We start from the raw sequence: 25328 nt of genomic DNA, 5'->3' as shown, positions 1-25328 counted from the left end.
TCCTGCGTCACTGCCCGTCTGTTGCAGCCCGTGGCGCCGTCCCGGGCAGCAGCCGCTCGCCGATGAACTCGATGGTCCGGTCCAGGGCTTCCCTCGTCGGGTGCCCGGGGGTGTCCACCAGGTCCACCGTCAGCACGCAGTGCGCTGACCGGGCGATGCCGAACCGGTTGCCCGGCGACGAGTCGATTTCGATGCTTTCGAAACTCTCGCCGAACTCCCGCCGCATCGTCTCGAAGCGCGCCGCCGGGCATGCCCGGTCGTCGCTGAACCGCAGGCCGAGCAGTCCCAGTCCCTGGCTGGTCCGCGCCTTCACCCGTGCCAGTTCGCCGTCGTCGAGCCCGACGGCGGCGCGGCGCCGGGCGGTCAGGCCCGCCGGCAGCCCGGGCTGGCTCATGACCGGCGCCAGGACAGCGGGTTCCAGGGCCATGGCGAGGGCAAAGCTCCCGGTCATGCACATGCCGATCGCCCCGACGCCGGGTCCGCCGCATTCCTGATGCGCCTGGGCGGCGAGGGCACGGAGCCATCCCGTCGCCGGGCTGGTCCGGTTCGCCAGCACGGCGAATTCGCGGGAAATGCAGACTTTGGCGATGGACGTCGCGATTCCTGCGCCCGCGGCACCTCCCGGCCGGCCGAACAGCGACGGAAGGTACACGGTGTACCCCCGGCCGATGAGGCGGCGGGCGAGGTCCACCACTCCGGGATGGATCCCCGGGACCTCATGGATCAGGACCACTGCCGGGCCCGCTCCAGCCCGGAAGACCTGGTGGCTGATGCCGCCGTGGCTGAAGGTTGACTCGGTAAACCCCTCCAACGTGTCCCGCTGCTCCGGCATGAACGGTCCTTTCGGTTCCGGGCGGCAGTTTTCGGCTTCCCCGGCCGCCCTGGGTACCGCACATGCTACGGAACGGCAGTGCCGGCGTCGACGGCAGATCCCTTGCGGCACTCCATGCCAGCTGATAGGCCTGTAATGGGCCAAAAGGTAGGGTGCCTTGTAGAAGAGAAGCGCCGGCCTGAACAGGCGGTGGTTGCAGAAGGGAAGTTCACGTGACCCGCAAGAATCCCAAGGTCGAGGAATACGACGAGAAGGACCTGGAGGTCGGAGGCGGTCCAAAGGACTGGGCCGCCGGCATCCCGGGGGTGCTGCACTCCATGACGCCCGCGATCGAGCACATGGGCCTGAACCGGACGCGCAAGACCGTTCTGGCGATGAACCAGAAGAAGGGATTCGACTGCCCCAGCTGCGCGTGGCCGGACCCGGGCCACCGAAAGACCTTCGAGTTTTGTGAAAACGGCGCCAAGGCCGTCACGTGGGAGGCGACGCCGGTGGTCATCGCCCCGGAATTCTGGGCGGAACACTCCGTGACCGAGCTGCGGAGCCGCTCCGAGTACTGGCTGGGCATGCAGGGCCGGCTCACGGAACCGGTGCACAAGCCCGCCGGAGAGGACCACTACAAGCCGGTCACCTGGCCCGAGGCGATCCGGATCATCGTGGACAAGCTCAAGAGCCTGGACTCACCTGACGAGGCCGCCTTCTACACCAGCGGCCGCACGTCCAATGAGGCTGCCTTCCTCTACCAGCTGATGGTCCGCGGCTACGGCACCAACAACCTGCCGGACTGCTCCAACATGTGCCACGAATCCTCGGGCTGGGCGATGGGACAGACCATCGGCATCGGCAAGGCCACGGTCAGCTTCGATGACTACGCCAAGGCCGACCTGATCATTGTGATGGGCCAGAACCCGGGCACCAACCACCCGCGCATGCTGACCGAACTCGAGGCGTGCAAGGAAAATGGCGGCGAGATCGTCGCCGTCAATCCCCTCCCCGAGGCCGGCCTGCGCCGGTACAAGAACCCGCAGAAGCTCAGTGGCATCGTCGGCCGCGGCACGGAAATCGCGGACCAGTTCCTGCACATCCGCATCGGCGGGGACATGGCGCTGCTGCAGGCGCTCTCCAAGCGGGTGTTCGACGCCGAGGCCCGCAACCCGGGCACCGTCCTGGACCACGCGTTCCTCGCCGAGCACTGCGAGGGGCTCGAGGAGCTCCGGGAGCACCTCAGCCTGCTGGACGACGCGGCGGTCCTGGAAGCTACCGGCCTGCGAAGCGAGGAGATCGATGAACTCGCCGCCCGCTACCTGAAGGCCGAGAAGGTTATCATCACCTGGGCCATGGGCATCACGCAGCAGAAAAAGGGCGTGGCCACCATCAAGGAGATCATCAACCTGCTCCTGCTGCGCGGCAACATCGGCAAGCCCGGCGCCGGCGCGTCCCCCATCCGGGGCCACAGCAACGTCCAGGGCGACAGGACCATGGGCATCTGGGAGCAGATGCCGCAGTCCTTTATGGACTCCCTCGGCGAGGAGTTCGGTTTCGAGCCTCCCCGCGAACACGGCGTGGACGCCGTGGAAACCATCAACAAAATGGCCGACGGCGGCATCCGGGCCTTCGTGGCGCTCGGCGGCAACTTCGTCGGCGCCATCTCGGACACGAACGCCACCGAAGCGGCCATGCAGAACACCGAACTGTCGGTGCAGATCTCCACGAAACTCAACCGGTCCCACACGGTGACCGGGGCGGAAGCCCTGATCCTGCCCACGATGGGACGGAGCGAGATCGATATCCAGGAGTCGGGGCAGCAGTTCGTCTCGGTGGAAGACACCGTCTGCGCCGTGCACCCCTCCTGGGGCAGTGTTGAACCCGTCTCGCACCATCTGCTGTCCGAGCCGGCCATTGTCAGCCGGCTCGGCAAGGCGCTGGTCGGGGACAAGGTCAAGGCCGATTGGGACGGTTACGAGAAGAACTACGACCTGATCCGGGACCACATCTCGCGGGTCGTCGGCGGCTGCGAGAACTACAACGAGCGTATCCGGCACGAGGGCGGCTTCATCCTGGCGAACGGGCCGCGGGATTCGCGTACCTTCCCCACCCCGACGGGCAAGGCCGTGCTGACCGTCAACGACCTGGAGCATGTGGATCGGCCGGAAGGCACGCTGATCCTGCAAAGCATGCGCTCCCACGACCAGTTCAACACCACCATCTACGGCCACAACGACCGCTACCGCGGCATCAAGAAGGGCCGCCACGTGGTGTTCGTCAACCCGGACGACATCGCCGAACTGGGGCTGGCCGACGGGATGTTCGTGGACATCCGGGGCGAATACAAGGACGGCGTGGAGCGGATGGTCCGCAAGTTCCGCGTGGTTTCCTACCCCACCGCCCGGGGCTGCGCGGCCGCCTACTACCCGGAAGCCAACGTCCTGGTGCCCCTGAACCACACGGCCGAGGGCAGCAACACGCCGGTGTCTAAGGCAGTGATTGTGAGGCTCGAACCCAGCGAGGACCAGGTCCCGGACGGCTCGACTGCGATGGCATCCGGCGCGGCCCAGAAGCAGTAGGCCGCCTCCACGGGACATGCCCAGTCCGGGTCGCGGCCACTGGACACAACGCCTATATGTCCATCCCAGCGCGCACAGGGAGGGCATGTCCCACGAGGGTCTCAGACCGCTCCACGGGACATGCCCAGTCCTGGCCGCGGCCACTGGACATAATGCCCACATGTCCAGCCTTCGCCACCAACGGAGGGCATGTCCAGCGGGGGTGGAGCAGCAGTGCGGCGTGCGGACCGGCCCCCGCGGGCTACTGGGCCCGCTTGGCCCAGCCCTTTTCGTCGGGGCCGCCGGATTCGCCGTGCTCGCACAGCTCGATGACCTTGTTCGATGCAGCGTGGACGGCGTCTTGGGTGCTCTTCCGTCCGTCGGTCGATGCGGTTCCCGCGGCGTAGCCGACAATGAAGGCGCTGATGGCATCCGCGTGCGGGCCGACGGCATTCCGCGACTCGTCCGCGACCCGGACGATCGTTTCGTGGTCCACTTCGAGGTCAAGGATCTGCAGTGCCTGGATCAGGCGGGCACTCCAGTGCCGCAGTGCGCTGTCTTCATCCCGGGGCAAAGTCATGGTTACTCCTCTTCGTAGGGCACGTCAGGTGATCGTCTACCCCCACAAGGGTTAGCACCGACCTCCGCGAACCGCAATGCGACACAGGCACTCCCGCCGGAGAATCCCGCGGCCGCCTCAGCTCCACAGCGCGACGTGGAACTTGGACCCGCGGCGTTCCAGGCCCCGCGAGCCGCCGGGGGCAACCATCGCGGCGGTCGCGTCTGCGGTGCCGGCAAAGCGCTGCAGCGTCTGCGCCATGGTGGTGGTCCGGCGGTGGTCCAGGGTGCTGGCCCACCACAGCCCGGTGACCGGTGTCCCGACGACGGGAAACCGGATGAGGACCCCGCTCTGGAGTTCGGCCCGGACGATGTGGCCGAGCGCCAGCATGATGCCCTCCCCCGCCCTCACCGCGGCCAGGGCTTCCGTCTCGCTGCTCAGCCGGATGATCTCCGGCGCCACCCCCATCGCCGCCAGCCAGCGGCCTTCCTCCGAGCTGTCCTGGATCCCCGCGGGCCCGGCAAACCAGGGCCTGTCCAGCAGCCGGGCCACCGGAACCGGTCCGTGCAGCGGGGCCAACGGATGTCCCGCCGCGGCGACCAGAGCGCGCTGGTACCGCAGGAACGGAACGCAGTCCAGGCCTAGCTCCGTGACCACCGGCCCCGCGGGCGCCGTCGGCCTGGCACCCAAGGCGATGTCGTATGCGCGTTCGTGCAGGAGCGAGCCAAGGTCCTCAGCGGACTCCACCACCACATCCACCGACGCGCCAGGAACCCGCTTGGTGAACAGGTCCAGGAGCCTGCCCGCCGCATGTTCGGCAAAGGGGGCGGTCGCAACTATCTTCAGCCGGCCGGCGTCGTTCTTGGCGTTGGAAACTTCCCAGCGTGCCTGGTCCGCCAGCCCGACGATGTCCTGGGCATAGTCAGCCAGCGCCCGGCCGCCGGGGGTCAGTGCGATGCCGCCCGCGGCACGCACAAACAGCGGATCACCGAGGTCCTGCCGGAGCGCCGCCAGGGCCGCGGAAACTGCCGGTTCGCTGACGCCGAGGCTCTCCGCGGCAGCGTGCAGGGAGCCCAGGCGGGCGACCAGGGCGAACGTGCGGAGCTGGCTCAATGTCATCGACACGGCGTCATAACCTTTCGCTTATGACGATATTGACACTCCGTATCAGGCGGGGCAAGACTTGCCTCACACTGGTGCTGCGCGACGCTGCCAGCGCCCCGGAGTGAGGTAGGGACTATGCAGATTCCGGCTCCATTCGACTACGTGCGGGCCACGTCCGTGGCCAACGCACTCGAACTCCTCTCCCGCCACGGCCCCGAATCGAGGGTCGTCGCCGGAGGCCACAGCCTCCTGCCGATGATGAAGCTCCGGCTCTCCCGGCCCGAGTGGCTGATCGACATCAACGACCTGTACGAACTCGATTTCGTCCTGCGCGACGGCGACAAACTGCGCATCGGCGCACTGACCCGCCACACCACGCTCCTCGAGTCTGACGAAATCGCGGCGCTCTTCCCCATCGTCCGGGACGCCGAGGCAGTGATCGCCGATCCGATCGTGCGGAACCGGGGAACCATCGGCGGCTCACTCTGCCAGGCCGACCCCGCCGAGGACCTCTCCACGGTCTGCGTCGTGCTCGGCGCGGAAGCAGTGGTCCGGGGGCCCGCCGGCGAGCGGACCCTGACCATGGCCGACTTCCACCGCGGACCCTACGAGACGGCGGTGGGCCAGGACGAACTGCTGTGTGAGCTCCGCTTCCCGGTCCGCCCCCGTTCCGGCAGCGCCTACGAGAAGGTCGAACGCCGGGTGGGTGACTGGGCCGTCGGCGCCGCCGGCGCGTCCGTGACGCTCGCGGAGGACGRCACCATCGCCGACGCCGCCGTCGGACTCACAGCCCTCGGGCTCGACCATACGGTGGCCGGCACCGCGGAACTGCTCCGCGGCCAGCAGCCCGGGGAGGAACTGTTCGCGGAGGCGGCACGGCTGGCCGCGGCAGCCTGCGACCCGGTAGCCGACCAGCGCGGCCCGATTGACTACAAACGGCATCTCGCCGACGAACTCACCCGGCGGGTCCTGCGACAGGCCTGTGCCCGCGCCGCCCAGACACAGGAAGGCTGAAGCGGATGCAGATCAGCATGACCGTCAACGGCAACGAAGTCACATCCGACATTGAGCCCCGCGTGCTCCTGGTCCACTACATCCGCGAAGTCCTGGGCCTGACCGGAACCCACTGGGGGTGCGACACCAGCAACTGCGGGACCTGCGTGGTCCTGATGGACGGCCAGCCGGTGAAGTCATGCACCGTCCTCGCCGCGATGGCCGCCGGACACGACATCCGCACGGTCGAGGGGCTCGCCACCGGCGGCACCCTTGACCCGGTCCAGCAGGGCTTCATGGAGGAACACGGGCTGCAGTGCGGCTTCTGCACCCCCGGGATGATGCTGACCGCCCGGGCACTGCTCGACAAGAACCCGCACCCGGACACCACCGAGATCCGGCAGGCCATTTCGGGCCAGATCTGCCGGTGCACCGGCTACGCCACGATCGTCCGGTCCGTGCAGTGGGCCGCCGCCCACCCGGCAGGCGGCGACAGCGACGCCACGGTGGACGAGGTCATCGACGGCACGGACACCGTGATTGAGGACATCCCGGCAGAGACACAAGACGCAGAGGTGAAGGCATGACCGTCATCCACGAACGGCACGGCAATCCGGCGGCCGGCGACGAGGACCGCCCGATCGGCTACGGCCGGATCCAGCGGAAGGAAGACCCACGCTTTGTCCGCGGCAAGGGCAACTACCTGGACGACATCGTCCTGCCCGGCATGCTGCACGGCGCCATCCTGCGCGCCCCCGTGGCGCACGCAAAGCTCGTCTCCATCGACACCACCAACGCTCTCGCCCACCCCAAGGTCCTCGCCGTCATCACCGGAAAGGACCTGCTCGGACTCAAGCTCGCCTGGGCCCCCACCCTCTCCGCGGACGTCCAGGCAGTCCTCGTGACCGACAAGGTGCGCTTCCAGGGCCAGGAGGTCGCGTTCGTCGTGGCCGAGGACCGGTACGCCGCCCGCGACGCGCTGGAACTGATCGACGTCGAATACGACGTCCTGCCCCCGGTCATCGACGCCCGGAAAGCCCTCGACGCCGATGCCCCCGTGATCCGCGACGAGATCGAGGGCCGGACCGACAACCGCATCTTCGACTGGGAAATCGGCGACAAAGCCGAAACCGAGGCCGCCTTCGCGGAGGCCGACGTCGTGGTGTCTCACGAGATCGTCTACCCGCGCGTGCACCCCGCCCCGATGGAGACGTGCGGCGCCATTGCCGACTTTGACGCCGTCGACGGCAAGCTGACCCTCTACGAAACCACCCAGGCACCGCACGCCCACCGCACCCTGTTCGCGATCGTCGCGGGGATCCCGGAGCACAAAATCCGCGTCGTGTCCCCGGACATCGGCGGCGGCTTCGGCAACAAGGTCGGCATCTACCCCGGCTACATCCTGGCCGTCGTCGGCTCAATCGTCACCGGCCGGCCGGTCAAATGGGTGGAGGACCGTTCGGAGAACCTGATGTCCACCTCCTTCGCCCGCGACTACATCATGCAGGGCGAGATCGCCGCCACCAAGGAGGGCAAGATCCTCGCGGTGCGCACCAACGTCCTGGCAGACCACGGCGCCTTCAACGCCACCGCGCAGCCGACCAAGAACCCCGCCGGCTTCTTCTCCATCTTCACCGGCAGCTATGACCTGAAGGCCGCCTACTGCAGCGTCACGGGCGTCTACACGAACAAGGCACCGGGCGGCGTCGCCTATGCGTGTTCCTTCCGTGTCACCGAGGCCGTCTACCTCGTCGAACGGATGGTGGACATCCTGGCCCGCAAGCTGGACATGGACCCGGCGGAACTGCGGCTGAAGAACTTCATCAAGCCCGAGCAGTTCCCCTACGCCAACAAGACCGGCTGGGTGTACGACTCCGGGAACTACGAACCGGCCATGCGGCTGTCCATGGAGCTGGCCGGCTACGACGAACTCCGCCGCGAGCAGCAGGAGAAACGCGAGCGCGGCGAGCTGATGGGGATCGGCGTCTCCTTCTTCACCGAGACCGTGGGCGCCGGCCCGCGCAAGCACTTCGACATCGTGGGCCTCGGCATGGCCGACGGCGCCGAACTGCGCGTCCATCCCACCGGCAAGGCCGTCGTCCGGATCTCCGTGCAAAGCCAGGGCCAGGGCCACGAGACCACCTTCGCGCAGATCGTCGCCGAGGAACTAGGGATCCCGCCGGAGGACATCGACGTCGTCCACGGCGACACCGACCAGACGCCGTTCGGCCTCGGCACGTACGGCAGCCGTTCGACGCCGGTGAGCGGCGGCGCCGTCGCCCTCGTTGCCCGCAAGGTGCGGGAGAAGGCGAAGCTGATCGCGGCGGCCATGCTGGAGACCCGGCCGGATGACCTCGAGTGGGAGAAGGGCCGCTGGTACGTCAAGGGCGATCCCAGCGCCGGGAAGACCATCTCCGAGATCGCCCTGGCCGCCCACGGCACCATGACGCTGCCCGAAGGGGTCGACGGCAACCTCGACGCCGAGGTCACCTACGACCCGCCGAACCTCACCTTCCCGTTCGGTGCCTACATCTGCGTCGTCGACGTCGATCCGGGCACCGGGCACGTCAAGGTGCGCCGCTTCATCGCCGTGGACGACTGCGGCACCCGGATCAACCCGATGATCATCGAGGGCCAGGTCCACGGCGGGCTGACCGACGGCGTCGGAATGGCCCTGATGGAGATTATCGAATTCGACGCCGACGGCAACAACCTCGGCGGGTCGTTCATGGACTACTTGATCCCCACCGCGATGGAGGTGCCGGACTGGGAAACCGGCTTCACCGTCACCCCGTCCCCGCACCACCCCATCGGCGCCAAGGGCATCGGCGAATCCGCCACTGTCGGGTCGCCGCCGGCGATCGTGAACGCCGTCGTCGACGCGCTGGCCCCCTACGGCGTGGTCCATATGGACATGCCCTGCACCCCGGCCCGCGTCTGGGCCGCCATGCAGGGCCGGGCAAGGCCGCCGATCTGACATGGCGACGATGGGAGATTCCCTCGCGGCCCGGGCGAACGAGCTCGCCTCCCGCCGTGAGCCGTTCGTGCACGCCACGGTGGTCCGCGCCCAGCGCCCCACCAGCGCCCACGCCGGAGATACGGCCCTGGTGCTGCCCGGCGGCGAAATCCAGGGCTTCGTCGGCGGCAACTGCGTCGAGTCCTCGGTGCGGGAGTACAGCCTGCAGGTCCTGGTGTCCGGGGAGCCGCTGCTGTTGCGCGTTCTCCCCGGCGAACCGTCCCGCAGTGCCGTGGAAGGCGCCGTCGAGGTTTCCAACCCGTGCCTGAGCGGCGGTGCCATCGAGATCTTCCTCCAGCCGCGGATCCCGGCACCGCGGGTCCTGGTGGTCGGCACCACGCCAGTGGCGCAGGCCCTCGCGACCCTCGGCTCCGGCGTCGGGCTGGCGGTGGAACTCACCGACGGGGAATCCGCCCGGCCGGGGGCCGACGACGCGGCGCTGATCGTGGCGTCGCACGGCAAAGCCGAGGAGGTCGCGCTCGAGGCGGCCCTGCGCGCCGGAGTGCCCTATGTCGCGCTGGTGGCCAGCGGCACACGGGGCAGCGCGGTGCTGGAGTCCCTCGACGTCGAGCCGGCACAGCGCTCGCGGGTCTTCACACCCGCCGGGCTGCAGCTGGGCGCCCGCACGCCCGGCGAGATCGCGCTGTCGATCCTGGCCCAGCTCATCCAGGAGCGGGCGAAGTCCCGGCACGCCGCACCGCCGTCGGGGCCGGCCCCAGTGGCGGCGCCGCTGCCCGGACCTGGGGCGCAAGCCCCGGCGACGGCAGTCGACCCCGTCTGCGGCATGACCGTCGCTGCGGTGGAATCCTCGCTGCACCTCGAGCACAACGGTGTCACCGTGTACTTCTGCTCGCCCGGCTGCCGCGCTGCCTTCCGCAAAGATCCGGAGCGCTATGCCCTCACTCTCTGACGGCGCCCCCGCACAACACCGGACGGCCGGGCTGGTCCTGGCGGCCGGGGCCTCGCAGCGCCTTGGCCGGCCCAAGCAGCTCCTTCCCTACGGCCGGGGCGTGCTCCTCGACGCCGTGCTGGCGACCGCCCGGGACTGCGGCTTTGACCAGACGGTGCTGGCGCTGGGCGGCGCGGCCGCCGAAGTGCAGGGCACGGTTGACACCACCGGCTGCGAGATCGTGCTCAACCCGGACTTCGGCGAGGGCTGTTCCTCCTCGGTCGCCGCCGGCATCGCCGCGCTCCACCCGGACACGGACGCCGTCGTCCTCCTGCTCGGGGACCAGCCGGAGGTCCGGTCGGCCACCGCACGGGCGCTGCTGCAGCTGCTGTTCGCTTCAGACGCCGGCAACGACAGCCCTGGCGTCGCCGTCTGCCGCTACGACGACGGCGTCGGCCACCCCCTGGCGTTCACCCGGCGGATGTTCCCGGAACTGGCCGCCCTGCACGGCGACAAGGCGGTCTGGAGGCTGCTGGAGCAGCGGGCGGCCGACGCGGTCGAGCTTCCCGTGCCGGGAACGGCGCCCCTCGACGTCGACACGGAAGAGGACTACCGCCGGGTCCTGGCCGCACTGGAGGGCGCACAGTGAGCACCGCGGCGCGCACCGGCGCGGAGGAGGACGTCCAGCGGAGGATTCCCGACGTCGCGTCCCTGGCCTCGGCGCTGGACAGCAGTGACTACCTTGCCGACGCCGGGCTGGCCACCGCGCTGTTCCTGGCCGTCCGGCTGCCGCAGCCCATCCTGCTCGAAGGCGAGGCGGGCGTGGGCAAGACCGAGGCGGCGAAGGCCCTGGCCGACCTGCTGGACACGCCCCTGTACCGGCTGCAGTGCTACGAGGGGATCGACGCCGGAGAGGCCCTCTATGAGTGGAACCACCAGCGGCAGCTGCTCGGGATCCGGCTGGCGGAAGTGCGGGACGCCGCCGTCACCGAAACCGACCTCTTCGGGCCGGAGTACCTGCTGCGCCGGCCGCTGCTGCAGGCCATCGAGCATCCCGGCCCGCGCCCCGCCGTCCTCCTGCTGGACGAGATCGACCGGGCCGACGCCGAATTCGAGGCCTTCACCTTCGAGCTCCTGGCCGAGGCCGCCGTCACCATCCCGGAACTCGGCACCATCCGTGCCACGCACCCGCCGATCGTCATCCTGACGTCCAACCGCACCAGGGACCTGCACGACGCCCTGACGCGGCGCTGCCTTTACCACTGGATCGACTACCCCGGCCCGGAACGGATCGCGGAAATTGTCCGCCGCCGCGTGCCCGCCAGCAGCGGCCCGCTGGCGCTGCAGGCCGCAGCAGTAATCACGAAGCTGCGCACCCTGGACCTCGCCAAACCGCCGGGGATCTCAGAGGCCATCGACTGGGTGTCGGCGCTCGCCGTGCTCGGCATCGACCGCATCGACGCCACGACGGCGGACCGGACCCTCGGCTCGATCGTCAAGAACCGCGACGACCTGGAACTGGTCGGCGCCCGCGGGGCCGACTGGCTCGTGGCGGACACGGGCGGGTGAGCCGCTGATGGCTGGGCCCACCCACACCACAGCCGCAGCACTCCCCGCGGTGGAGGCGGCCACCTTCTCTGCGGCGTTTGTCACCGCCCTCCGCCGGGCCGGGCTGTCCTGCTCCCCGGACCGGGCAGTCCGGCTGGCTGATGCACTCCGCCTGGTCCCGCCCTCCGACGTCGGGCAGCTCTACTGGGCATCCCGCGTGGTGCTGGTGTCCGCGCGCGAGCAGCTGCCGGTGTTCGACGCCGTCTTCGCCGCAGTGTTCCGCGGCGCCTTCTCCCCCTCCGCCGCGCCCCGCAACGCCGCTCCGCGCACCGTGTCGCCGGCCGAAGCCCCCGAGGAGGCGCGCACCCGTACTTCCCCGGCCGAGGACCGCGCCCCCGGGCACCCACCCGCCCACCGGCCCACGGCGCCGGCGATTGCCTCCGCGGGCCCGGACAGCACCGGGGACCGAAACGCGCCCGAGCGGGAGGCCGTGCTGGCCATGGCCTCCGCCGAGGAGCGGCTGCACAGTATGTCGTTCGCCCAGCTCACAGAGGCGGAAGTCCTGGAGATCCGGCGGCTGGCGGCCAGGCTGCTGCTCGCCACCCCGGCACGTTTGAGCCGCCGTACCCGCAAATCAGCCCACAGCAGCGCCCGGCTGGACGTCCGCGCCACGGTCCGCGCCGCCCGGCGCTCGGGGACCGACACCACCCGGCTGCTATATGCCCGCCGGCGCCAGCAACGCCGCAAGCTGGTGATGTTGTGCGACGTTTCCGGTTCCATGGAGCCGTACGCGCGGATCTTCGTGTCGCTGCTGCAGGGGGCAGTGGCGACGGCCGGCGCGGAGGCCTTCGTCTTTTCCACGCGGCTGACGCGCCTGACCCGGCAACTCGCGCTGCGCGATCCGGACGAGGCCCTGGCCAGCGCCGCCGTCGCCGCCCCGGACTGGGCCGGCGGTACCCGGATCGCCGACTGCATTCGGCACTTCGTCGACGAACACGGCCGCCGCGGCCTGGCCCGCGGCGCTGTGGTGGTGATCTTCTCGGACGGCTGGGCCCAGGAGGATCCCGGGCAGGTGGCGGCACAGATGGCGAGGCTGCGGCGTCTGGCGCACCGCATCGTCTGGGTCAATCCCCGCAAGGCCGCCCCGGAATACCGGCCGCTGACCGGCGGCATGGCCGCGGCCCTGCCCTACTGCGACGCGTTCGTCAGCGGACACAGCTACACGGCTTTGGCAGAGGTGGCGGCCGCAATCCGCGGCGACGGCCAGTCATCACTCAAGGGAAGAGGGACCTAATGCAGATTGACAGCACTTTCTCGGTCGTCGCTCCGATCGACACGGTCTGGGAAACCATCATGGACTTTGAACGCGTGGCCGGCTGCGTTCCCGGCGCCAGGATCCTGAACAAACTGTCGGACGACGCCTACCAGGTGGGCATGACCGTCAAACTCGGCCCGGTCAACATGCAGTACAAGGGCCTGCTCAACGTCATCGAGCGGAACGCCGCCGAACACCGCGCCGTGCTCGGAGGCAAAGCCCAGGAAACCCGCGGCCAGGGCACGGCCGAGGCCACGGTGACCCTGCAGCTGGCCGAAGAGGCCGCCGGCACCACCCGCGGCACCGTCAGCGCCGACCTGAAACTGTCCGGCAAGGCCGCGGCAATGGGCAAGGGCGTGATCGGCAGCGTGACCGAACAGATGATGGCCCTGTTCGCCAGCAATCTGCAGGCCATGATCACCTCCCCCGCTCCGGCCGGAGGAACAGAGCCGGCCGAAGAAGCAGACGCCGGCGTTCCCGAACCCGTGCCCGCGGCGGAGGCAGTGGCGGCCAAGGTCGCCGCCGCGACGGCCCCGGCACCGGCGTCGGAACTTCCGGGCGCGCCGGCGGGCACCATTCCCGCAGCGCCACCGAAGGCGTCCGAGCCCACACCGGCGCATGCCCCCGCCGGCAGCCTGGACGCCCTCAGCCTCGCGAAGGGGATGGCGGCGGAGCAGCTGTCCAACCCCGGGAAGGTCCTGGCCCTCGTGGCGGTGGTGGCGTGCCTTTCCTACTGGGCGGGCCGGTGTTCCGCGTTCCGGCTGGTCCGGGCGGTTGGAAGGATGAAGACGGACCGTGCGTGATGTCCTGGCAGCCATGATGCCGGGCTGGCAGAGGGGTGACACCGCCGGCCTGGCCACCGTAGTGAGCACGTATAAGTCAGCCCCGCGGCTCCCGGGCGCGTCCATGCTCGTCACCGCCGAGGGGGAAGCGGTGGGTTCCGTCTCCGGCGGCTGCGTCGAAGGTGCCGTCTACGAGCTGGCCACCCAGGTCAAGGAGGACGGCACCCCCGTCCTCGTGCGCTACGGGATCAGCGACGATGACGCGTTCGCCGTCGGCCTGACCTGCGGCGGGATCATCGACATCTTCGTCGAGCCGGTGTCCCGGCACAGCTTCGCGGAACTCGACGCCGTCAGGGCGGACATCGCCGGCGGGCGCCGCGTCGGGGTCGCCACCGTGATCGAACACCCGGACAGCAGCTGGCTGGGCCGGCACCTGATCGTGCGGCCGGACGGCTTCGACGGCAACCTTGGTTCCGAGCGGGCCAACCACGCCGTGGGCGACGACACGCAGGGCCTGCTCGCCGCCGGACGTTCCGGCATCCTGAGCTATGGCCCCGACGGGGAACGGCTGGACGCCGGGATGCGGGTCTTCTTCGCAAGTTACGCCCCGCCACCGCGGATGTTGGTCTTCGGCGCGATCGACTTCGCCTCGGCGCTGGCCCGTCTGGGCACGTTCCTGGGCTACCGCGTCACGGTGTGTGATGCCCGGTCCGTCTTCGCGACGCCGGCACGTTTTCCCGATGCCGCCGAGGTGGTCAACGCCTGGCCACACCGCTACCTCGCCGGGCAGCTGGAACAGGGGCTGGTAGATGAGCGCACGGTGATGTGCGTCCTCACCCACGATCCGAAGTTCGATATTCCGCTGCTGGAGGTTGCCCTGCGCAGCCGGCCGATCGCCTTCATCGGCGCCATGGGTTCGCGCCGGACCCATGCAGACCGGATCGCCCGGCTGCGCCGGGCCGGTCTGGCCGAGGAGGAGCTTGCCCGGCTGCACAGCCCGGTGGGCCTTGACCTCGGCGCGAGGACGCCCGAAGAGACGGCAGTGTCCATCGCTGCGGAGTTCATCGCCAAGCAGTGGAGCGGAAGCGGCGAACCATTGCGGGAACGCGACGAGCGCATCCACCACGACGAGCAGCACTGACCGGGCACCCTTGATCGAGAACGGGGTCCTGAGCTGGGGGCTGACGGCACTGCTGCTGGCAGCGTCGCTGTACGCGGCGTTCCGCGCCTGCCGCAAGTCGACGCCGGCCACCCGGGCCGGTTTTGGCCTCCATGCCGCGATGATGACCGCCATGGCGTTGATGCTGGCACCCGGACTCCGGTGGCCCGCACTCCCGCAGATCCTGTTCTTCGGCCTTGCCGCGTGGTGGTTCGTCCTCCGCGCCGTCTCCGCGCGGCCCTTCCCCGCCGCCGGGCCGGGGCACCGGAGCCCCGCGGGAGCAGCCGGCCCCGGCAGCTTGCTCTACAACGGGCTAACCATGGCCGCGATGGCGTACATGCTGGCCGCCATGGACGTGCACGGGGGCCAGGGCGCGCTGGCCGGTCCTAATGTTGCCGGGTTTCCGGGCCAGACGTCGCACCATGCCAGCGCCGCCGCCGTGCCGCTGGCCACGGCCCTGCCGGGCTGGAACGGCCTGCCGGTGCTTGTCCTGGCGGTTGCCTTCGGGGTGTCAGCGGTGCTGTGGGCCTTCCTCCTGCTCCGTAGACTTCACCCTCACACCCGCCGGGACAACGGCAACGCGTTCCTGGAACTCGTGTCCGCGGCAGCGATGTCAGTCATGTTTTCGGCGCTCGCCGCCGCCTGACATGCGGCTCGGTCGTCAGGCGGCGCGCCGCCGTCGGGCGTAAGCTCGTCCCATGGCGAGATACTTCGATGTTCACCCCGAAAACCCCCAGGCACGCTCCATCAGCCAGGCGGTGGAAATCGTCCGTTCCGGCGGGCTGATCGCGTATCCCACCGATTCCTGCTACGCGCTCGGCGCGCAGATCGGGAACAAAGAGGCCCTGGACCGGATCCGGAGCATCCGCCAGCTCGACAGCAAGCACCACTTCACGCTGGTCTGCAAGGACTTCGCGCAGCTGGGCCAGTTCGTGATGATAGACAACGACGTGTTCCGCAGCATCAAGGCGGTCACTCCCGGGAGCTACACCTTCATCCTCCCCGCCACCAAGGAAGTCCCCAAGCGGCTGCTGCACCCAAAGAAGAAGACGGTGGGCGTCCGGATCCCGGACAACAAGGTGGTCCAGGCCCTGCTGGCCGAACTGGGCGAACCGCTGCTCTCCAGCACGCTGCTGCTGCCCGACGAGGACGAGCCGCTGACCCAGGGCTGGGAAATTAAAGAACGGCTCGAGCACGTGGTCGACGCCGTGATCGACTCCGGGGACTGTGGTTCGGAGCCCACTACTGTCATTGACTACTCCGGCGGCGCGGCGGAAATCGTCCGTCGCGGCATGGGCGACCCGGCACGGTTCGAATAGGGCGGCCGGGCTTAGGCGGACGCGGTCCCCGATGTTCCCCCGACGCCCGACGCCCGGTTGCGCAGCCAGCGGCGTGACAGGTCCACCACGGCGATAAGGCCAGCGAGAGGCGTCAGCACAGCCGCGGCGTAGACGAAGAGCAACCAGCTGAGGGTTGTCAGGAGCGTCTGGTGGTTGCTCAGCAACGATAGCCCGCCGAAGATCCCGAGGACCCAGAACAAAAGCACTCCGGCCAGCACCGCCGTGGCAGGAAAGTACTCGTTCGCGACTGTGCTTTTCACAGTGCCCTGCAGAATTTTCAATGTTTTCATGGACCCTCCTCATGCCTGGCGGTGGGGAGAATCCGCCGGGGTCATTCCAAGTATGGGGCCGTCCGCCACCGGATTTTCAACGATTCCGCGCGACGTGAGCAAGCTAACGAATTGCACTCCGATTTACTCCTGCCGGCCCGGAGCTTGGCCGCCGGGTGGTGGCATGATGGGCGCATGAGCCAAGTCACATGCGATCTGACGATCTCCCTCGACGGATTCGCCGCCGGCCCGAACCAAAGCCTCGCGGAACCTCTGGGCGAGGGCGGCGAGCGCATGCACAGGTGGCAGTTCGAGGAACCCCACGCCAACACGACATGGCGTGCAGGCATCCTCGCGTCCGGCGCCTACATCATGGGACGGAACATGTTCGCCGGGCCCGGACCGGGGCCGTGGGACGCGGAGTGGCGGGGATGGTGGGGTGAAGAACCGCCGTATCACGCACCCGTGTTCGTGCTCACTCACCATCCACGCGAGCCACTGGAGATGCAGGGCGGCACCACGTTCACCTTCGTCACCGACGGAATCGAGTCGGCGTTGGCCCAGGCGCGGAAGGCCGCTGGCAGCAAGGACGTTGCCATTGCCGGCGGGGCGCAGACCGTCCGCCAGTACCTTTCGGCGGGACTGATCGACGAACTGCGGCTCCACACCGCGCCCATCGTCCTGGGAGCGGGCGAACGGCTGCTCGACGGCGTCACGAACCTCCAGCTCGAGCCAACGGAAGTGAGCGGTACCGGCCTCGTCACCCACGTGCGCTACCGGGTAACCCGCTGAAACGCACGACGCCGGCCCTGCTGCCGCTCGCTTGCCTCGCCGTCATCGCCGTGACCGCAGCCTGCGCGGCTCCGTCGCCAAACGCGGACGCCAACATTCAAGCGGTCGCCCAGCCGCCGGCTGCCTCGGCCGCACCTTCCACGGGCGCCGGACTGCCGCCAGGCATGACCCTCGGGCCGGTCCCATCGGTGCCGCCAGCCCCCGCCGGGCAGGGTGCAGATGAATGCCTGCCCCGGGGTGCAGATGACGCCGCGCCCACCGGAACGCTGGAGTGTCAGTACTTCACTTCCGGGTCCTTGCAGCCGGCTACCGTGCCCCGCGGTTCGGGATTAAGTTCCGGAGACTACGCCGTAAGATTCGGCAGCCTCGGCGGCCGCCCATTGATGACGGTGCGGATCCCGTGCGCCTCCTACGCGGTTAGGGTCAGCATTGCCGACCAGACAATCACGCCGGTTCCGGGAACAATGGAGCGTTTTGTCGGCCCGTGCGGCTTCCCGTGGGACGAGGAACAGGAGCGGATGGCACGGTATATCCAAGCCCCGCTGCAGTTCGTGGAACGTGAAGCCAGTATTGTGCTGCACAACTCCGTATGGGGAGTCACGCTCTCCCGCACTCCCTACGGGACCCCCTAGCCTTCCTCGCCACTCCCGTCGCCGCGGGACATGGGCCGACGTGCCGCCACGGGGATGCCCGACGAGGCCCCGAGGACGGTGTCTGGTAGCGTCGGGCAGCGAACATCTGGGGAAATTGTGAACGGCGACACTACCGGGACGGTTTCTGTCCGGGCCGCCCCTGGCCGTGGTTTTTACCCCATCCGCCAAGAAGATCGGCAACAATGAGCCCTTTTGACCTTCCGGCCCACCGACTCGCCGCTTTCGCCCGCCCGGTACTGGAATACCTTCCGGCCGGGTTCGACGCTGAGGACGCAACGCAAGCCGAGATCGACGACGTCGGGTCCCTGGCCGCTCTTGCCGCACCGGAAGTCGTGGCGGCCAGGATCGGCCGGCTGGGAGTCGACGCAAGCACATGGGACATGACCGAGCGGCTACTTGAGGCCAGCGGCGAGCGCACCGTCGTCTCAGGACTCCGCTACCTCAACCTCGATCCGGCTTTCCCCTTTGTGGCAGTCAAAACCACTGCCCGCGTGAACGATGCTGAGGCTGTCGATGCACTGGCGGCGAAAGTGACTTCGGCCTACCGCGGCGTTGGAGTGCGTGGCTTCACATTTTGGGAGCAGCCGGGCCTCGACCTACCCTCCGCGGAAGGCTGGGCAACAGTCATGGCCGGGTCCCTCAGCGCGGCCGCCGGCGCCAACGAACGGGACCTGATCGGGGCTCTAACGATCTCCTGGCCGGAAGCGGCGGCTGAAGTGTTCACCGAATACCGGCTCGAACATCAGGCGTGGCGGTCCGGCGCCCCGGAGCTCTCACCGTTTGTTTCAGAGTCCGACCAGGCGGGGCTCCAGGAAGCGGCCGACCAAGGCTTGCTGATGTCGCTCCGGGACGACCACGGCTTTGCGGGACTGGCTGCCGCCACAATCTCGCCGCTCTTTGGCCGACCGGCACTCTGCATGCTGGATGTATTACTGACGGAGCGCCTGCGCGGCAGGGGCTTGGCTCCCGCGGTGCAGTCGTCGTTTCTGACCGGTCAACGGTCGGGTGTGGACACCGTATGGGGCCACATCCACGCGAGGAACCTGCCTTCGCTCCGCACGGCGCAAAAGCTGGGCCGCCGCCCGGTCCAGCAGGAGTACTTCGTTAGCCTGCCCGCGTCCTGAAGGCGGCTCCCACCGACTGATATCCCGGTCGGCCGTCCTGACGAATCCGTCCAGGAGACCGACCTCTAAGGATAATCTTGCGCATTCGAGTACCTCCTCGGCACTACCAGTGCAGGTCCTGTTCACCGAGGGAGCAGAAGCGGGGAGAAGTCCGGACGCCTGAATCGACCAGCTCACGGAGTTGGCGGGCGGCGACGCCTGGATCCTTGGAAGCGCCAGGCTGTCCCATGTCAGTCGCCAGTTTGCCCGGGTGAACTGCCCAGCAGCGAACGCGGCCCCGCAGGTCCTGAGCCAACGAGACGGTCAGCATGTTCTGCGCGGCTTTGGAGATTTTGTAGGCATAACTCGTCGACAGATGTGAGAAGTCACCATTGGCCTGGGCAGCAAGGGATCCCAGCCGGGACGTCATGTTGATGATGATCGGATCGGGGGCCGCCAACAGGTTCGGCAACAGGACCTGCACCAGGCGAAGCGGACCGGCGACGTTGACATCAACCGCGTTCAGGATGCCTTCAGGGGGAATCGACCCGAGATCGCCATGGGGTGCCCCCTGCGCCGCGTTATTGATCAGCAAGTCGACAGGGAGGCCGTTCAGCACTTCGAGAAGTTCTGCAGCAATGTCCTTTCGAACATCCTGCCGGACTGTTACGACGTCCCGCGGGTAGGCGCCCGTGCTCTGGGGCCGGGGTGACCGCGCGACGGCGACGACACTCCAGCCGGACTCCACAAACTCGTCCGCCAAAGAGAGCCCCAGACCTCGGTTAGCGCCTGTAACGACAACCAGCTTCTTCATCCGCTCAGGCTAGCCGCAGTGCGGGGCACTTCGTTCATTGGCGGTTCGCGTGCGGACTCAGTCTGCCTCAAGGACGAAGAAGATGAAGGACAGGAACGCTGTCCTCTYGCCTTTGAGGATGCGCGGCGGAGGAGTTCGTGCGGCGTGTCCGGAGCTGGCTCTGGTTCGCTCACGGCGGCTACGCGGTATCCCGCCGACGTGAAGGCGCTGATCATCGCATGAAGGGGCCGGTGCCAGAAGGTCAGGACTGCCGGCTCGCCATCGAACTCGTAATTCTCCGAGTACTGGCGGGTGGCGAAGTAGTCCTCCGTTGGATAGTTGACCACGCTGACCGTGGGGTGGTTGACCGACAGGATCAGGCGCCCGCCCGGCTTCAGCACTCGCCGCAGTTCGGCAAGAGGTGCCGACCAGTCTTCCAGGTAATGCAGGACCAAGGACGAGACGACGTCGTCGAAGGAGCCGTCGGCGAAAGGCAGCGGCTTGCTGAGGTCGGCCACGTGCAGGTCCGCGTCCGCGCCCAAACGCTGTCTTGCCAGTTCCAGCATCGCAGGACTGGAATCGAAGCCGGTCACGACTGCGCCTTTCGCGCCCAGTGCCGCGGACAGGGGCCCGGAGCCGCACCCTGCGTCCAGGACCCGGTGACCGGTCACGTCGCCGGCAAGGCCCACCATCGCCGGGCGCTCGTAGTAGGCGTTGAGGAGGCTGGACTCATTTTCAGCCGAGTAGTTCTCGGCGAAATCGTCATAATGGTCGGATTTCATGTCTATTCCCTTCAGGCGGATTCCTACGGGCGGGACAACAGGGTTGACCCTAGCAAGCAAGAGCCGCCCGACCATGGAACTTCCGGTATCTTGCCCCTTTATCGAATAGCTCCGGCTCCAGCCGTCGAGGTGAAAGGTTGCCGGATGCGGGGCGAAAATGCAGATAGAGCTGGTGTATCAGGGCTAAGGCGTCGGTAATGTGATGGGACGGCAGTGAATTTTCCCGGTAACCAGGCAGCGGCAGGAGGCGCAGATGACTCGTCGAACCTCGTTCGCGCTGATTGCGGGACTTCGCATCTTGCTGCTCATGTCCGTGTTCGCGCAGGTATGGATCATCCCCTCCGCGGTGGAGAGAGCAGTTGCTGTCTTCCCGGAAGTCGAGCCCCTCGCGGTTCCTGCCATCATCTGGGGAATCTGCGCAATTGCCTGCTGGCAAGCCATTGCCGTCATTGGACTGCGGCTGGTCATATGCGCCCGCGACCACGGAGTCGATTCATCCGCTGACAAGTGGCTGCGCGCGATGGTTGGTTGTCTCCTCGCCTTCCTCGCGCTCGTCGTGGCAGCGTTCATCGCTCTGAACGTACTGGCTTACACGCCCCCAGGCGTGATGCTTGGACTCATCGCCGCAGGACTCATCGCTCTGATCGCAGCGAGCTCTCTCGTTACCTCGTCCGTGACAGGTTAGTCCCTGCGGGCTCTAACTGCGTGCACGAGGCGCCCCGCGAAGAAGACGACGGCGACCACGCTCACTGTCGCCAAAATCCACGTGCCATCCGTGCTGAGCGCGGGGCCGCTAGTACACATGCTCGTAGCGCCAGACTCGATTGTGTAGTCAACGCACCCGCCGCTTCTAGACCCCAGAAGCGTTAAGTTCACGGTGATCAAGAGGAGGATCGCAACGGCCCAAGGCCACCATCGCGGTGAACGGAATCGCGGCGTTTCATCCATGCAGTCACCCTACTGCCCGGGCCATCACATTTCTGCCCCCTTCGACGATCTGTTCAGTACCTGCAAATCCTGCGGTCGCAACGGCCGGCCGTGGACTGAAGCCGCCGCACGGCCCAGGCTGTCCCACTGGCGTTCAAGCCGTCCGACGAAGGCCCGCGCCGGCGCCCGGGTCTGCTCAATGTCAGCGCCCGGGGCTACACTGAATGTATCGAACATATATTCGAATAAAGGTGTGTTGTGGGCGTAATCATTGGGCCCCGCGTGATAGACGCGGGCACTTCTCTTCTGTCGGTCCTGATCTCGCCAGTGCCGGTTGCCGCAGGCTACCCTTCTCCGGCCCAGGACTACTTCGACGGCCGCATCGACCTCAACGAACACCTCATCAAGGACATCACCAGCACCTACATCGTCAGGGTGTCCGGGGACTCCATGGAGGGCGCCGGGATCAGCGACGGCGACGAGCTGATCGTAAACCGCGCGCTCGAGCCCCGCGACGGCTGTGTCGTCGTCGCGGTCCTTGATGGCGAGCTCACGGTCAAGAGGCTGCGCATCACGGCCGCGGGCGTAGTGCTGCAGGCCGACAACTCCCGCTACCCGGACATCAGGGTTCCGGCGCTGTCGGACCTTGTCGTCTGGGGCGTCGCGACCCGCTGCCTGCACCATGTCTAGGGCTACCCCCGGCCGGGGCAGCATCGCCTTGGTTGACGTGAACTGCTTCTACGCCAGCGCCGAACGCGCTTTCGACCCCTCCCTGGAGGGACGTCCGCTCGTGGTGCTCTCCAACAACGACGGCTGCGCTGTCACCCGCTCCCCTGAAGCGAAGGCCCTCGGGATCCCCCTCGGCGAGCCTTGGTTCAAGCTCGCACCCCGGGCGAAGGAATGGGGGCTCGTGGCGCGTTCCAGCAACTATGAGCTCTACGGCGACATCAGCGCCCGCGTCATGGAGCTCCTCGGCCGCTACTCCGCCTGGCTGGAGGTTTACAGCATCGACGAGGCCTTCCTTGGCGTCAACGGCAGCCCGGAGGAACTGCAGCGCCTGGGCCACACCATGAAAACGGCGGTGCGCCGGAACGTCGGAGTCCCCGTCTGCGTCGGGATCGCCGGCACCAAGACCCTAGCGAAACTCGCCAACAAGTGGGCGAAACACAATCCGGCGTTCGACGGCGTCTGCCACTGGGACGCTGTCCCCGCCGCCCAGCGCGAGAAGCTCATGGCGGGTCTGTCCGTGGTCGAACTCTGGGGTGTGGCCGCGCGGCTGACCAAACGGCTGAACGCACAGGGAATCCACACCGTGCTGGACCTCGCGCGTGCGGACCCCATCAGGATCAGGGACCGCTTTTCGGTGGTGCTGATGCGGACGGTCCTCGAACTCAACGGGACGCCGTGCATCCCCCTGGAAGAGGAACGAACCGGCCGCGACCAGCTCATCTTCAGCCGGTCCTTCGCGGCGCCGATCACCACCGGCGCCGGGCTGCGCCAGGTGCTGGGCGTCTACGGCCAGCAGGCCAGCGCCCGGCTGGCGCGTCACGGGCTGCAGGCCAAGGTGCTGACGGCGTTCGCCGCCACGTCCTACTACAACCCGGATAGCAGCTCGAACCCCTCCGTGTGCGTGCCGTTGCCGATGCCCACCGCCGACCCCGTTCTCCTGGCGAGGGCAGCCTACGCCCTGCTCCCCCGGATTGACGACGGCGTTAAGTACGTCCGCGCGGGCATCATGGTCACCGATCTGCGCCCCACCGGCAACCAGGCGCCCCTGGCGGTGTTCGAGAATCCACACGAGGAACGCGGCATCGGCCCGCTGCTGGAGGATGTCAGCCGAAGATATGGGCGGGGGTCAATCGGCCTGGGCTACGCCGGAATCCGGGGCGGACCTGATTGGAGCATGAAGCGCGACATGCTGTCTCCGCGCTACACGACGCACTGGGCCGAGCTCCCCGTCGTCAAAGCCGCGTGACTGCCCCCGAAAACAGCGCCGAAAAACACCGTTGCTTCGCACCAGGCACGTGTGCCAGCCTCGAAGTGATTCCGTCGCCGGCCGACGACGGGCGGCACAGAAGGAGCACGGCATGGGACTTATCCATATCGACCTGTTCACCACGCTCGACGGCGTCGCGCAGGCGCCGGGCGGGCCGGAGGAGGACCCTAACAACGGTTTCGCGTTCGGCGGCTGGCAGGCGCCGCTCATAGACAAGGTGGTCGGCGAGCAGATCGACGCAGGAATGGCGGGGATGGACGCGTTGCTGCTGGGACGCCGGACCTACGACATCTTTGCCGCGTACTGGCCGCACGCTGACGGGAACATCGCGCGGCTGTTCAACCGGCTCCCGAAATACGTGGCCTCACGCCAGGGGCCGGACCTGGAGTGGGCCGGCTCCACACTGCTCGGACCCGACGTCGTCGCCGCCGTGCGAGAACTGCGCGACCGGCACACCAACATCCACGTCATCGGCAGTCTCAACTTCGTACAAACCCTGCTCGCCGAGCGGCTCTTCGACCGGCTCACGCTCTGGGTTTATCCGATCCTCCTCGGCAGTGGGAAGAAGGTCTTCGCCGACGGAGTGGTCCCGACAAACCTCAGACTCATCGAGCCGGTGGTCGCTTCACCGATGGGTGCGGTGCTCCAGCGCTACGCGCTCGCCGATGGCACGCCCGGTGTCGGCGATATGTCCGCCGGCGACCAGTAAGGCAGACACGCCCAGTCAGACGGCGGCGGCAAGCGCCTGCTGAAGGAAGGAATCGAGGACCCGGCCGGCATTCTCATGCATGCGCCGGGATTCCTCGGCGGCAAACTGTGTGCGCTTGGGGCCATGCAGACGTTCCCCGAGGTAAAGCAGGGCCGCCAGGACTTCGGAAAGCTCGGTGTTTCCCTCGGCGCGCTGCCGCAGCAGCCTCAAATGCGCGGCCTGCAAGGCCGGACCAGGGGCACAGCCCAGGTCGCGGTCAAACAGCCGGCGGCAGCGTTCGTAGGCTGACAGCCCTTCCACCGGAAGTCCGGCCTGTTCATACCCCGAGACAAGAATGGTCCAGGCACGTTCGTTGAGCGGTTCGGACTGTATGGCCGCCTGTGCGAGCGAAATGGTCAGCTGTGGCTTGTCGAGGAAAGCGGCGGTCTCGGCGGCGAGAATCTGGGCGGCAACCTTCTCGGCAGCATGCCGCGTCCGTGCATCTTCAGCCCAATCGGCCACGAGCTCAAAGCCCAGCAGCGGCTCATCGGCGAGTTTCAGGGCCTGCAGGGCCAGCTCGTGAGCCTCGGCCGGGGCGGACTGCCGGGCCGCATGGACCAGCTGTTGGAACTCCGACAGGTCCAGCTCCACCAGCTGCGGATCCAGTACATAGCCGCCGTTCGCTGTGCGCAGGGGTCCCGTCTTGGTGTTGCCCGGCTGGATCGCCCTGCGGATACCACTGACATAGCTCTCCAGGTTGGCGACGGCGCCGCTGCTGGCCCGTGGTCCCCACAGGATCTCCACGAGGCGCGTCTTGGAGACAGGGGTCCCCAGATTCAGCAGGAGAATTTCCAGGATGTGTCGGGGCTTGCAGCCGCCCATGTCCGCGGCCGTGAGTACGGCGCCATTTCTCCGGATTTCGAAGGTCCCGAATAGCCGGACCGAAATTGCCGGCGCACTTACGCCCAAATTGTCCACATTGATCTCCGATTTCCCCATTTAGAACTTAATCCATATTCGGAGAGTCGGAAGGAATTATTGAAACGCGTGCTGAGACTCATTTCCGTCCGACTTTCTACGGAAACGGTGACACGCAAAGCGGGGCACAACAAGCAATGAAGCTACCCGTTCCTTTACCGTGAGGAAAGTCGAGTACACCCTTGAGCGCCACCAAGTACCGCCCGAAAACAATGTGAGTACTCGGAACCTGTGGCAAGTATCGCCACGCCCAGTCGGCCCGACTTC

Annotated in this window: 25 protein-coding genes; 18 read left to right on the top strand and 7 right to left on the bottom strand. The window is 67.7% G+C overall.

Annotation, left to right across the window (positions count from 1 at the left end; all coding sequences use genetic code 11):
- Positions 1 to 7: 7 nt before the first annotated feature.
- A complete protein-coding gene (locus tag AB4Y67_RS01270; protein WP_441404007.1) occupies positions 8 to 832 on the bottom strand; it encodes a dienelactone hydrolase family protein in 825 nt (274 codons plus the stop codon).
- A gap of 212 nt (positions 833 to 1044) precedes the next feature.
- On the opposite strand from AB4Y67_RS01270, the gene AB4Y67_RS01265 reads away from it, so the two are divergent.
- Positions 1045 to 3396 carry an FdhF/YdeP family oxidoreductase gene (locus tag AB4Y67_RS01265; protein ID WP_441404006.1) on the top strand — a complete coding sequence of 784 codons (2352 nt, stop codon included), beginning with the start codon at positions 1045 to 1047 and terminating at the stop codon, positions 3394 to 3396.
- A 241-nt stretch (positions 3397 to 3637) separates the two neighbouring features.
- Here AB4Y67_RS01265 and AB4Y67_RS01260 read toward each other — a convergent pair whose 3' ends face one another.
- Together AB4Y67_RS01260 and AB4Y67_RS01255 are read right to left on the bottom strand one after the other, a co-directional pair.
- A complete protein-coding gene (locus tag AB4Y67_RS01260) occupies positions 3638 to 3955 on the bottom strand; it encodes a DUF6457 domain-containing protein (RefSeq protein ID WP_441404005.1) in 318 nt (105 codons plus the stop codon).
- A 117-nt stretch (positions 3956 to 4072) separates the two neighbouring features.
- The gene (locus tag AB4Y67_RS01255) at positions 4073 to 5053 is read right to left on the bottom strand and encodes a LysR family transcriptional regulator (RefSeq protein WP_441404314.1); all 981 of its coding nucleotides are present in this window, start codon (positions 5051 to 5053) and stop codon (positions 4073 to 4075) included.
- 120 nt (positions 5054 to 5173) lie between these two features.
- Between AB4Y67_RS01255 and AB4Y67_RS01250 the strand changes: the two genes are divergently transcribed.
- The 11 genes from AB4Y67_RS01250 to AB4Y67_RS01200 are packed head-to-tail and all read left to right on the top strand — an operon-like array spanning position 5174 to position 16059.
- On the top strand, positions 5174 to 6052 hold the full coding sequence (locus tag AB4Y67_RS01250; RefSeq protein WP_441404004.1) for an FAD binding domain-containing protein: 879 nt from the start codon (positions 5174 to 5176) through the stop codon (positions 6050 to 6052).
- A gap of 5 nt (positions 6053 to 6057) precedes the next feature.
- A complete protein-coding gene (locus tag AB4Y67_RS01245; protein ID WP_441404003.1) occupies positions 6058 to 6618 on the top strand; it encodes a (2Fe-2S)-binding protein in 561 nt (186 codons plus the stop codon).
- Positions 6615 to 9008 (top strand): aerobic carbon-monoxide dehydrogenase large subunit, encoded by a 2394-nt coding sequence (locus AB4Y67_RS01240; protein WP_441404002.1) that lies wholly within the window; start codon positions 6615 to 6617, stop codon positions 9006 to 9008. The genes AB4Y67_RS01245 and AB4Y67_RS01240 overlap by 4 nt, the downstream gene beginning before the upstream one ends.
- Before the next feature lies 1 nt (position 9009).
- On the top strand, positions 9010 to 9957 hold the full coding sequence (locus tag AB4Y67_RS01235) for an XdhC family protein (protein WP_441404001.1): 948 nt from the start codon (positions 9010 to 9012) through the stop codon (positions 9955 to 9957).
- Positions 9941 to 10585, top strand: a complete 645-nt coding sequence (locus tag AB4Y67_RS01230) for a nucleotidyltransferase family protein (protein ID WP_441404000.1) — start codon at positions 9941 to 9943, stop codon at positions 10583 to 10585. Before AB4Y67_RS01235 ends, AB4Y67_RS01230 begins: the two co-directional genes overlap by 17 nt.
- Positions 10582 to 11505, top strand: coding sequence for an AAA family ATPase (locus AB4Y67_RS01225; RefSeq protein ID WP_441403999.1), 924 nt, complete (start codon positions 10582 to 10584; stop codon positions 11503 to 11505). Before AB4Y67_RS01230 ends, AB4Y67_RS01225 begins: the two co-directional genes overlap by 4 nt.
- Before the next feature lie 7 nt (positions 11506 to 11512).
- Entirely contained in the window at positions 11513 to 12778 is a 1266-nt protein-coding gene (locus AB4Y67_RS01220) for a vWA domain-containing protein (protein ID WP_441403998.1), read from the top strand.
- Positions 12778 to 13602, top strand: coding sequence for an SRPBCC family protein (locus AB4Y67_RS01215; RefSeq protein WP_441403997.1), 825 nt, complete (start codon positions 12778 to 12780; stop codon positions 13600 to 13602). Before AB4Y67_RS01220 ends, AB4Y67_RS01215 begins: the two co-directional genes overlap by 1 nt.
- Positions 13595 to 14722, top strand: coding sequence for an XdhC family protein (locus AB4Y67_RS01210; RefSeq protein ID WP_441403996.1), 1128 nt, complete (start codon positions 13595 to 13597; stop codon positions 14720 to 14722). The genes AB4Y67_RS01215 and AB4Y67_RS01210 overlap by 8 nt, the downstream gene beginning before the upstream one ends.
- Positions 14723 to 14732: 10 nt before the next feature.
- Positions 14733 to 15386 carry a DUF5134 domain-containing protein gene (locus tag AB4Y67_RS01205; RefSeq protein ID WP_441403995.1) on the top strand — a complete coding sequence of 218 codons (654 nt, stop codon included), beginning with the start codon at positions 14733 to 14735 and terminating at the stop codon, positions 15384 to 15386.
- 52 nt (positions 15387 to 15438) lie between these two features.
- Positions 15439 to 16059 carry an L-threonylcarbamoyladenylate synthase gene (locus AB4Y67_RS01200; RefSeq protein ID WP_441403994.1) on the top strand — a complete coding sequence of 207 codons (621 nt, stop codon included), beginning with the start codon at positions 15439 to 15441 and terminating at the stop codon, positions 16057 to 16059.
- Between the two features lie 11 nt (positions 16060 to 16070).
- Here AB4Y67_RS01200 and AB4Y67_RS01195 read toward each other — a convergent pair whose 3' ends face one another.
- The gene (locus AB4Y67_RS01195; protein ID WP_441403993.1) at positions 16071 to 16370 is read right to left on the bottom strand and encodes a hypothetical protein; all 300 of its coding nucleotides are present in this window, start codon (positions 16368 to 16370) and stop codon (positions 16071 to 16073) included.
- Between the two features lie 174 nt (positions 16371 to 16544).
- Here AB4Y67_RS01195 and AB4Y67_RS01190 point away from each other — a divergent pair, with 174 nt between their 5' ends.
- Together AB4Y67_RS01190 and AB4Y67_RS01185 are read left to right on the top strand one after the other, a co-directional pair.
- Entirely contained in the window at positions 16545 to 17141 is a 597-nt protein-coding gene (locus AB4Y67_RS01190; RefSeq protein ID WP_441403992.1) for a dihydrofolate reductase family protein, read from the top strand.
- Between the two features lie 835 nt (positions 17142 to 17976).
- Positions 17977 to 18918, top strand: coding sequence for a hypothetical protein (locus AB4Y67_RS01185; protein WP_441403991.1), 942 nt, complete (start codon positions 17977 to 17979; stop codon positions 18916 to 18918).
- Positions 18919 to 19021: 103 nt separating this feature from the next.
- Here AB4Y67_RS01185 and AB4Y67_RS01180 read toward each other — a convergent pair whose 3' ends face one another.
- On the bottom strand, positions 19022 to 19711 hold the full coding sequence (locus tag AB4Y67_RS01180) for an SDR family NAD(P)-dependent oxidoreductase (protein WP_441403990.1): 690 nt from the start codon (positions 19709 to 19711) through the stop codon (positions 19022 to 19024).
- Entirely contained in the window at positions 19708 to 20472 is a 765-nt protein-coding gene (locus tag AB4Y67_RS01175) for a class I SAM-dependent methyltransferase (RefSeq protein WP_441403989.1), read from the bottom strand. Before AB4Y67_RS01175 ends, AB4Y67_RS01180 begins: the two co-directional genes overlap by 4 nt.
- A 253-nt stretch (positions 20473 to 20725) precedes the next feature.
- Between AB4Y67_RS01175 and AB4Y67_RS01170 the strand changes: the two genes are divergently transcribed.
- The 4 genes from AB4Y67_RS01170 to AB4Y67_RS01155 all read left to right on the top strand — a co-directional run bounded on the left by AB4Y67_RS01170 (position 20726) and on the right by AB4Y67_RS01155 (position 24104).
- Positions 20726 to 21157: a DUF2975 domain-containing protein gene (locus tag AB4Y67_RS01170; protein WP_441403988.1), complete on the top strand. Its 432-nt coding sequence runs from the start codon at positions 20726 to 20728 to the stop codon at positions 21155 to 21157.
- A 500-nt stretch (positions 21158 to 21657) separates the two neighbouring features.
- On the top strand, positions 21658 to 22089 hold the full coding sequence (locus AB4Y67_RS01165) for a LexA family protein (protein ID WP_441403987.1): 432 nt from the start codon (positions 21658 to 21660) through the stop codon (positions 22087 to 22089).
- Positions 22082 to 23374 (top strand): Y-family DNA polymerase, encoded by a 1293-nt coding sequence (locus AB4Y67_RS01160; RefSeq protein WP_441403986.1) that lies wholly within the window; start codon positions 22082 to 22084, stop codon positions 23372 to 23374. The genes AB4Y67_RS01165 and AB4Y67_RS01160 overlap by 8 nt, the downstream gene beginning before the upstream one ends.
- Before the next feature lie 112 nt (positions 23375 to 23486).
- Positions 23487 to 24104 carry a dihydrofolate reductase family protein gene (locus AB4Y67_RS01155; RefSeq protein WP_441403985.1) on the top strand — a complete coding sequence of 206 codons (618 nt, stop codon included), beginning with the start codon at positions 23487 to 23489 and terminating at the stop codon, positions 24102 to 24104.
- 15 nt (positions 24105 to 24119) lie between these two features.
- Here the strand turns inward: AB4Y67_RS01155 and AB4Y67_RS01150 are convergent, their stop codons facing one another.
- Positions 24120 to 25082 (bottom strand): AfsR/SARP family transcriptional regulator, encoded by a 963-nt coding sequence (locus AB4Y67_RS01150; RefSeq protein ID WP_441403984.1) that lies wholly within the window; start codon positions 25080 to 25082, stop codon positions 24120 to 24122.
- Positions 25083 to 25328: the final 246 nt, after the last annotated feature.

The organism is Arthrobacter sp. YAF17, from assembly GCF_052113365.1.
Lineage (GTDB): Bacteria > Actinomycetota > Actinomycetes > Actinomycetales > Micrococcaceae > Arthrobacter.
The sequence above is the reverse complement of the archived record's forward strand: the minus strand, read 5'-3'. Positions and strand labels throughout refer to the sequence as shown.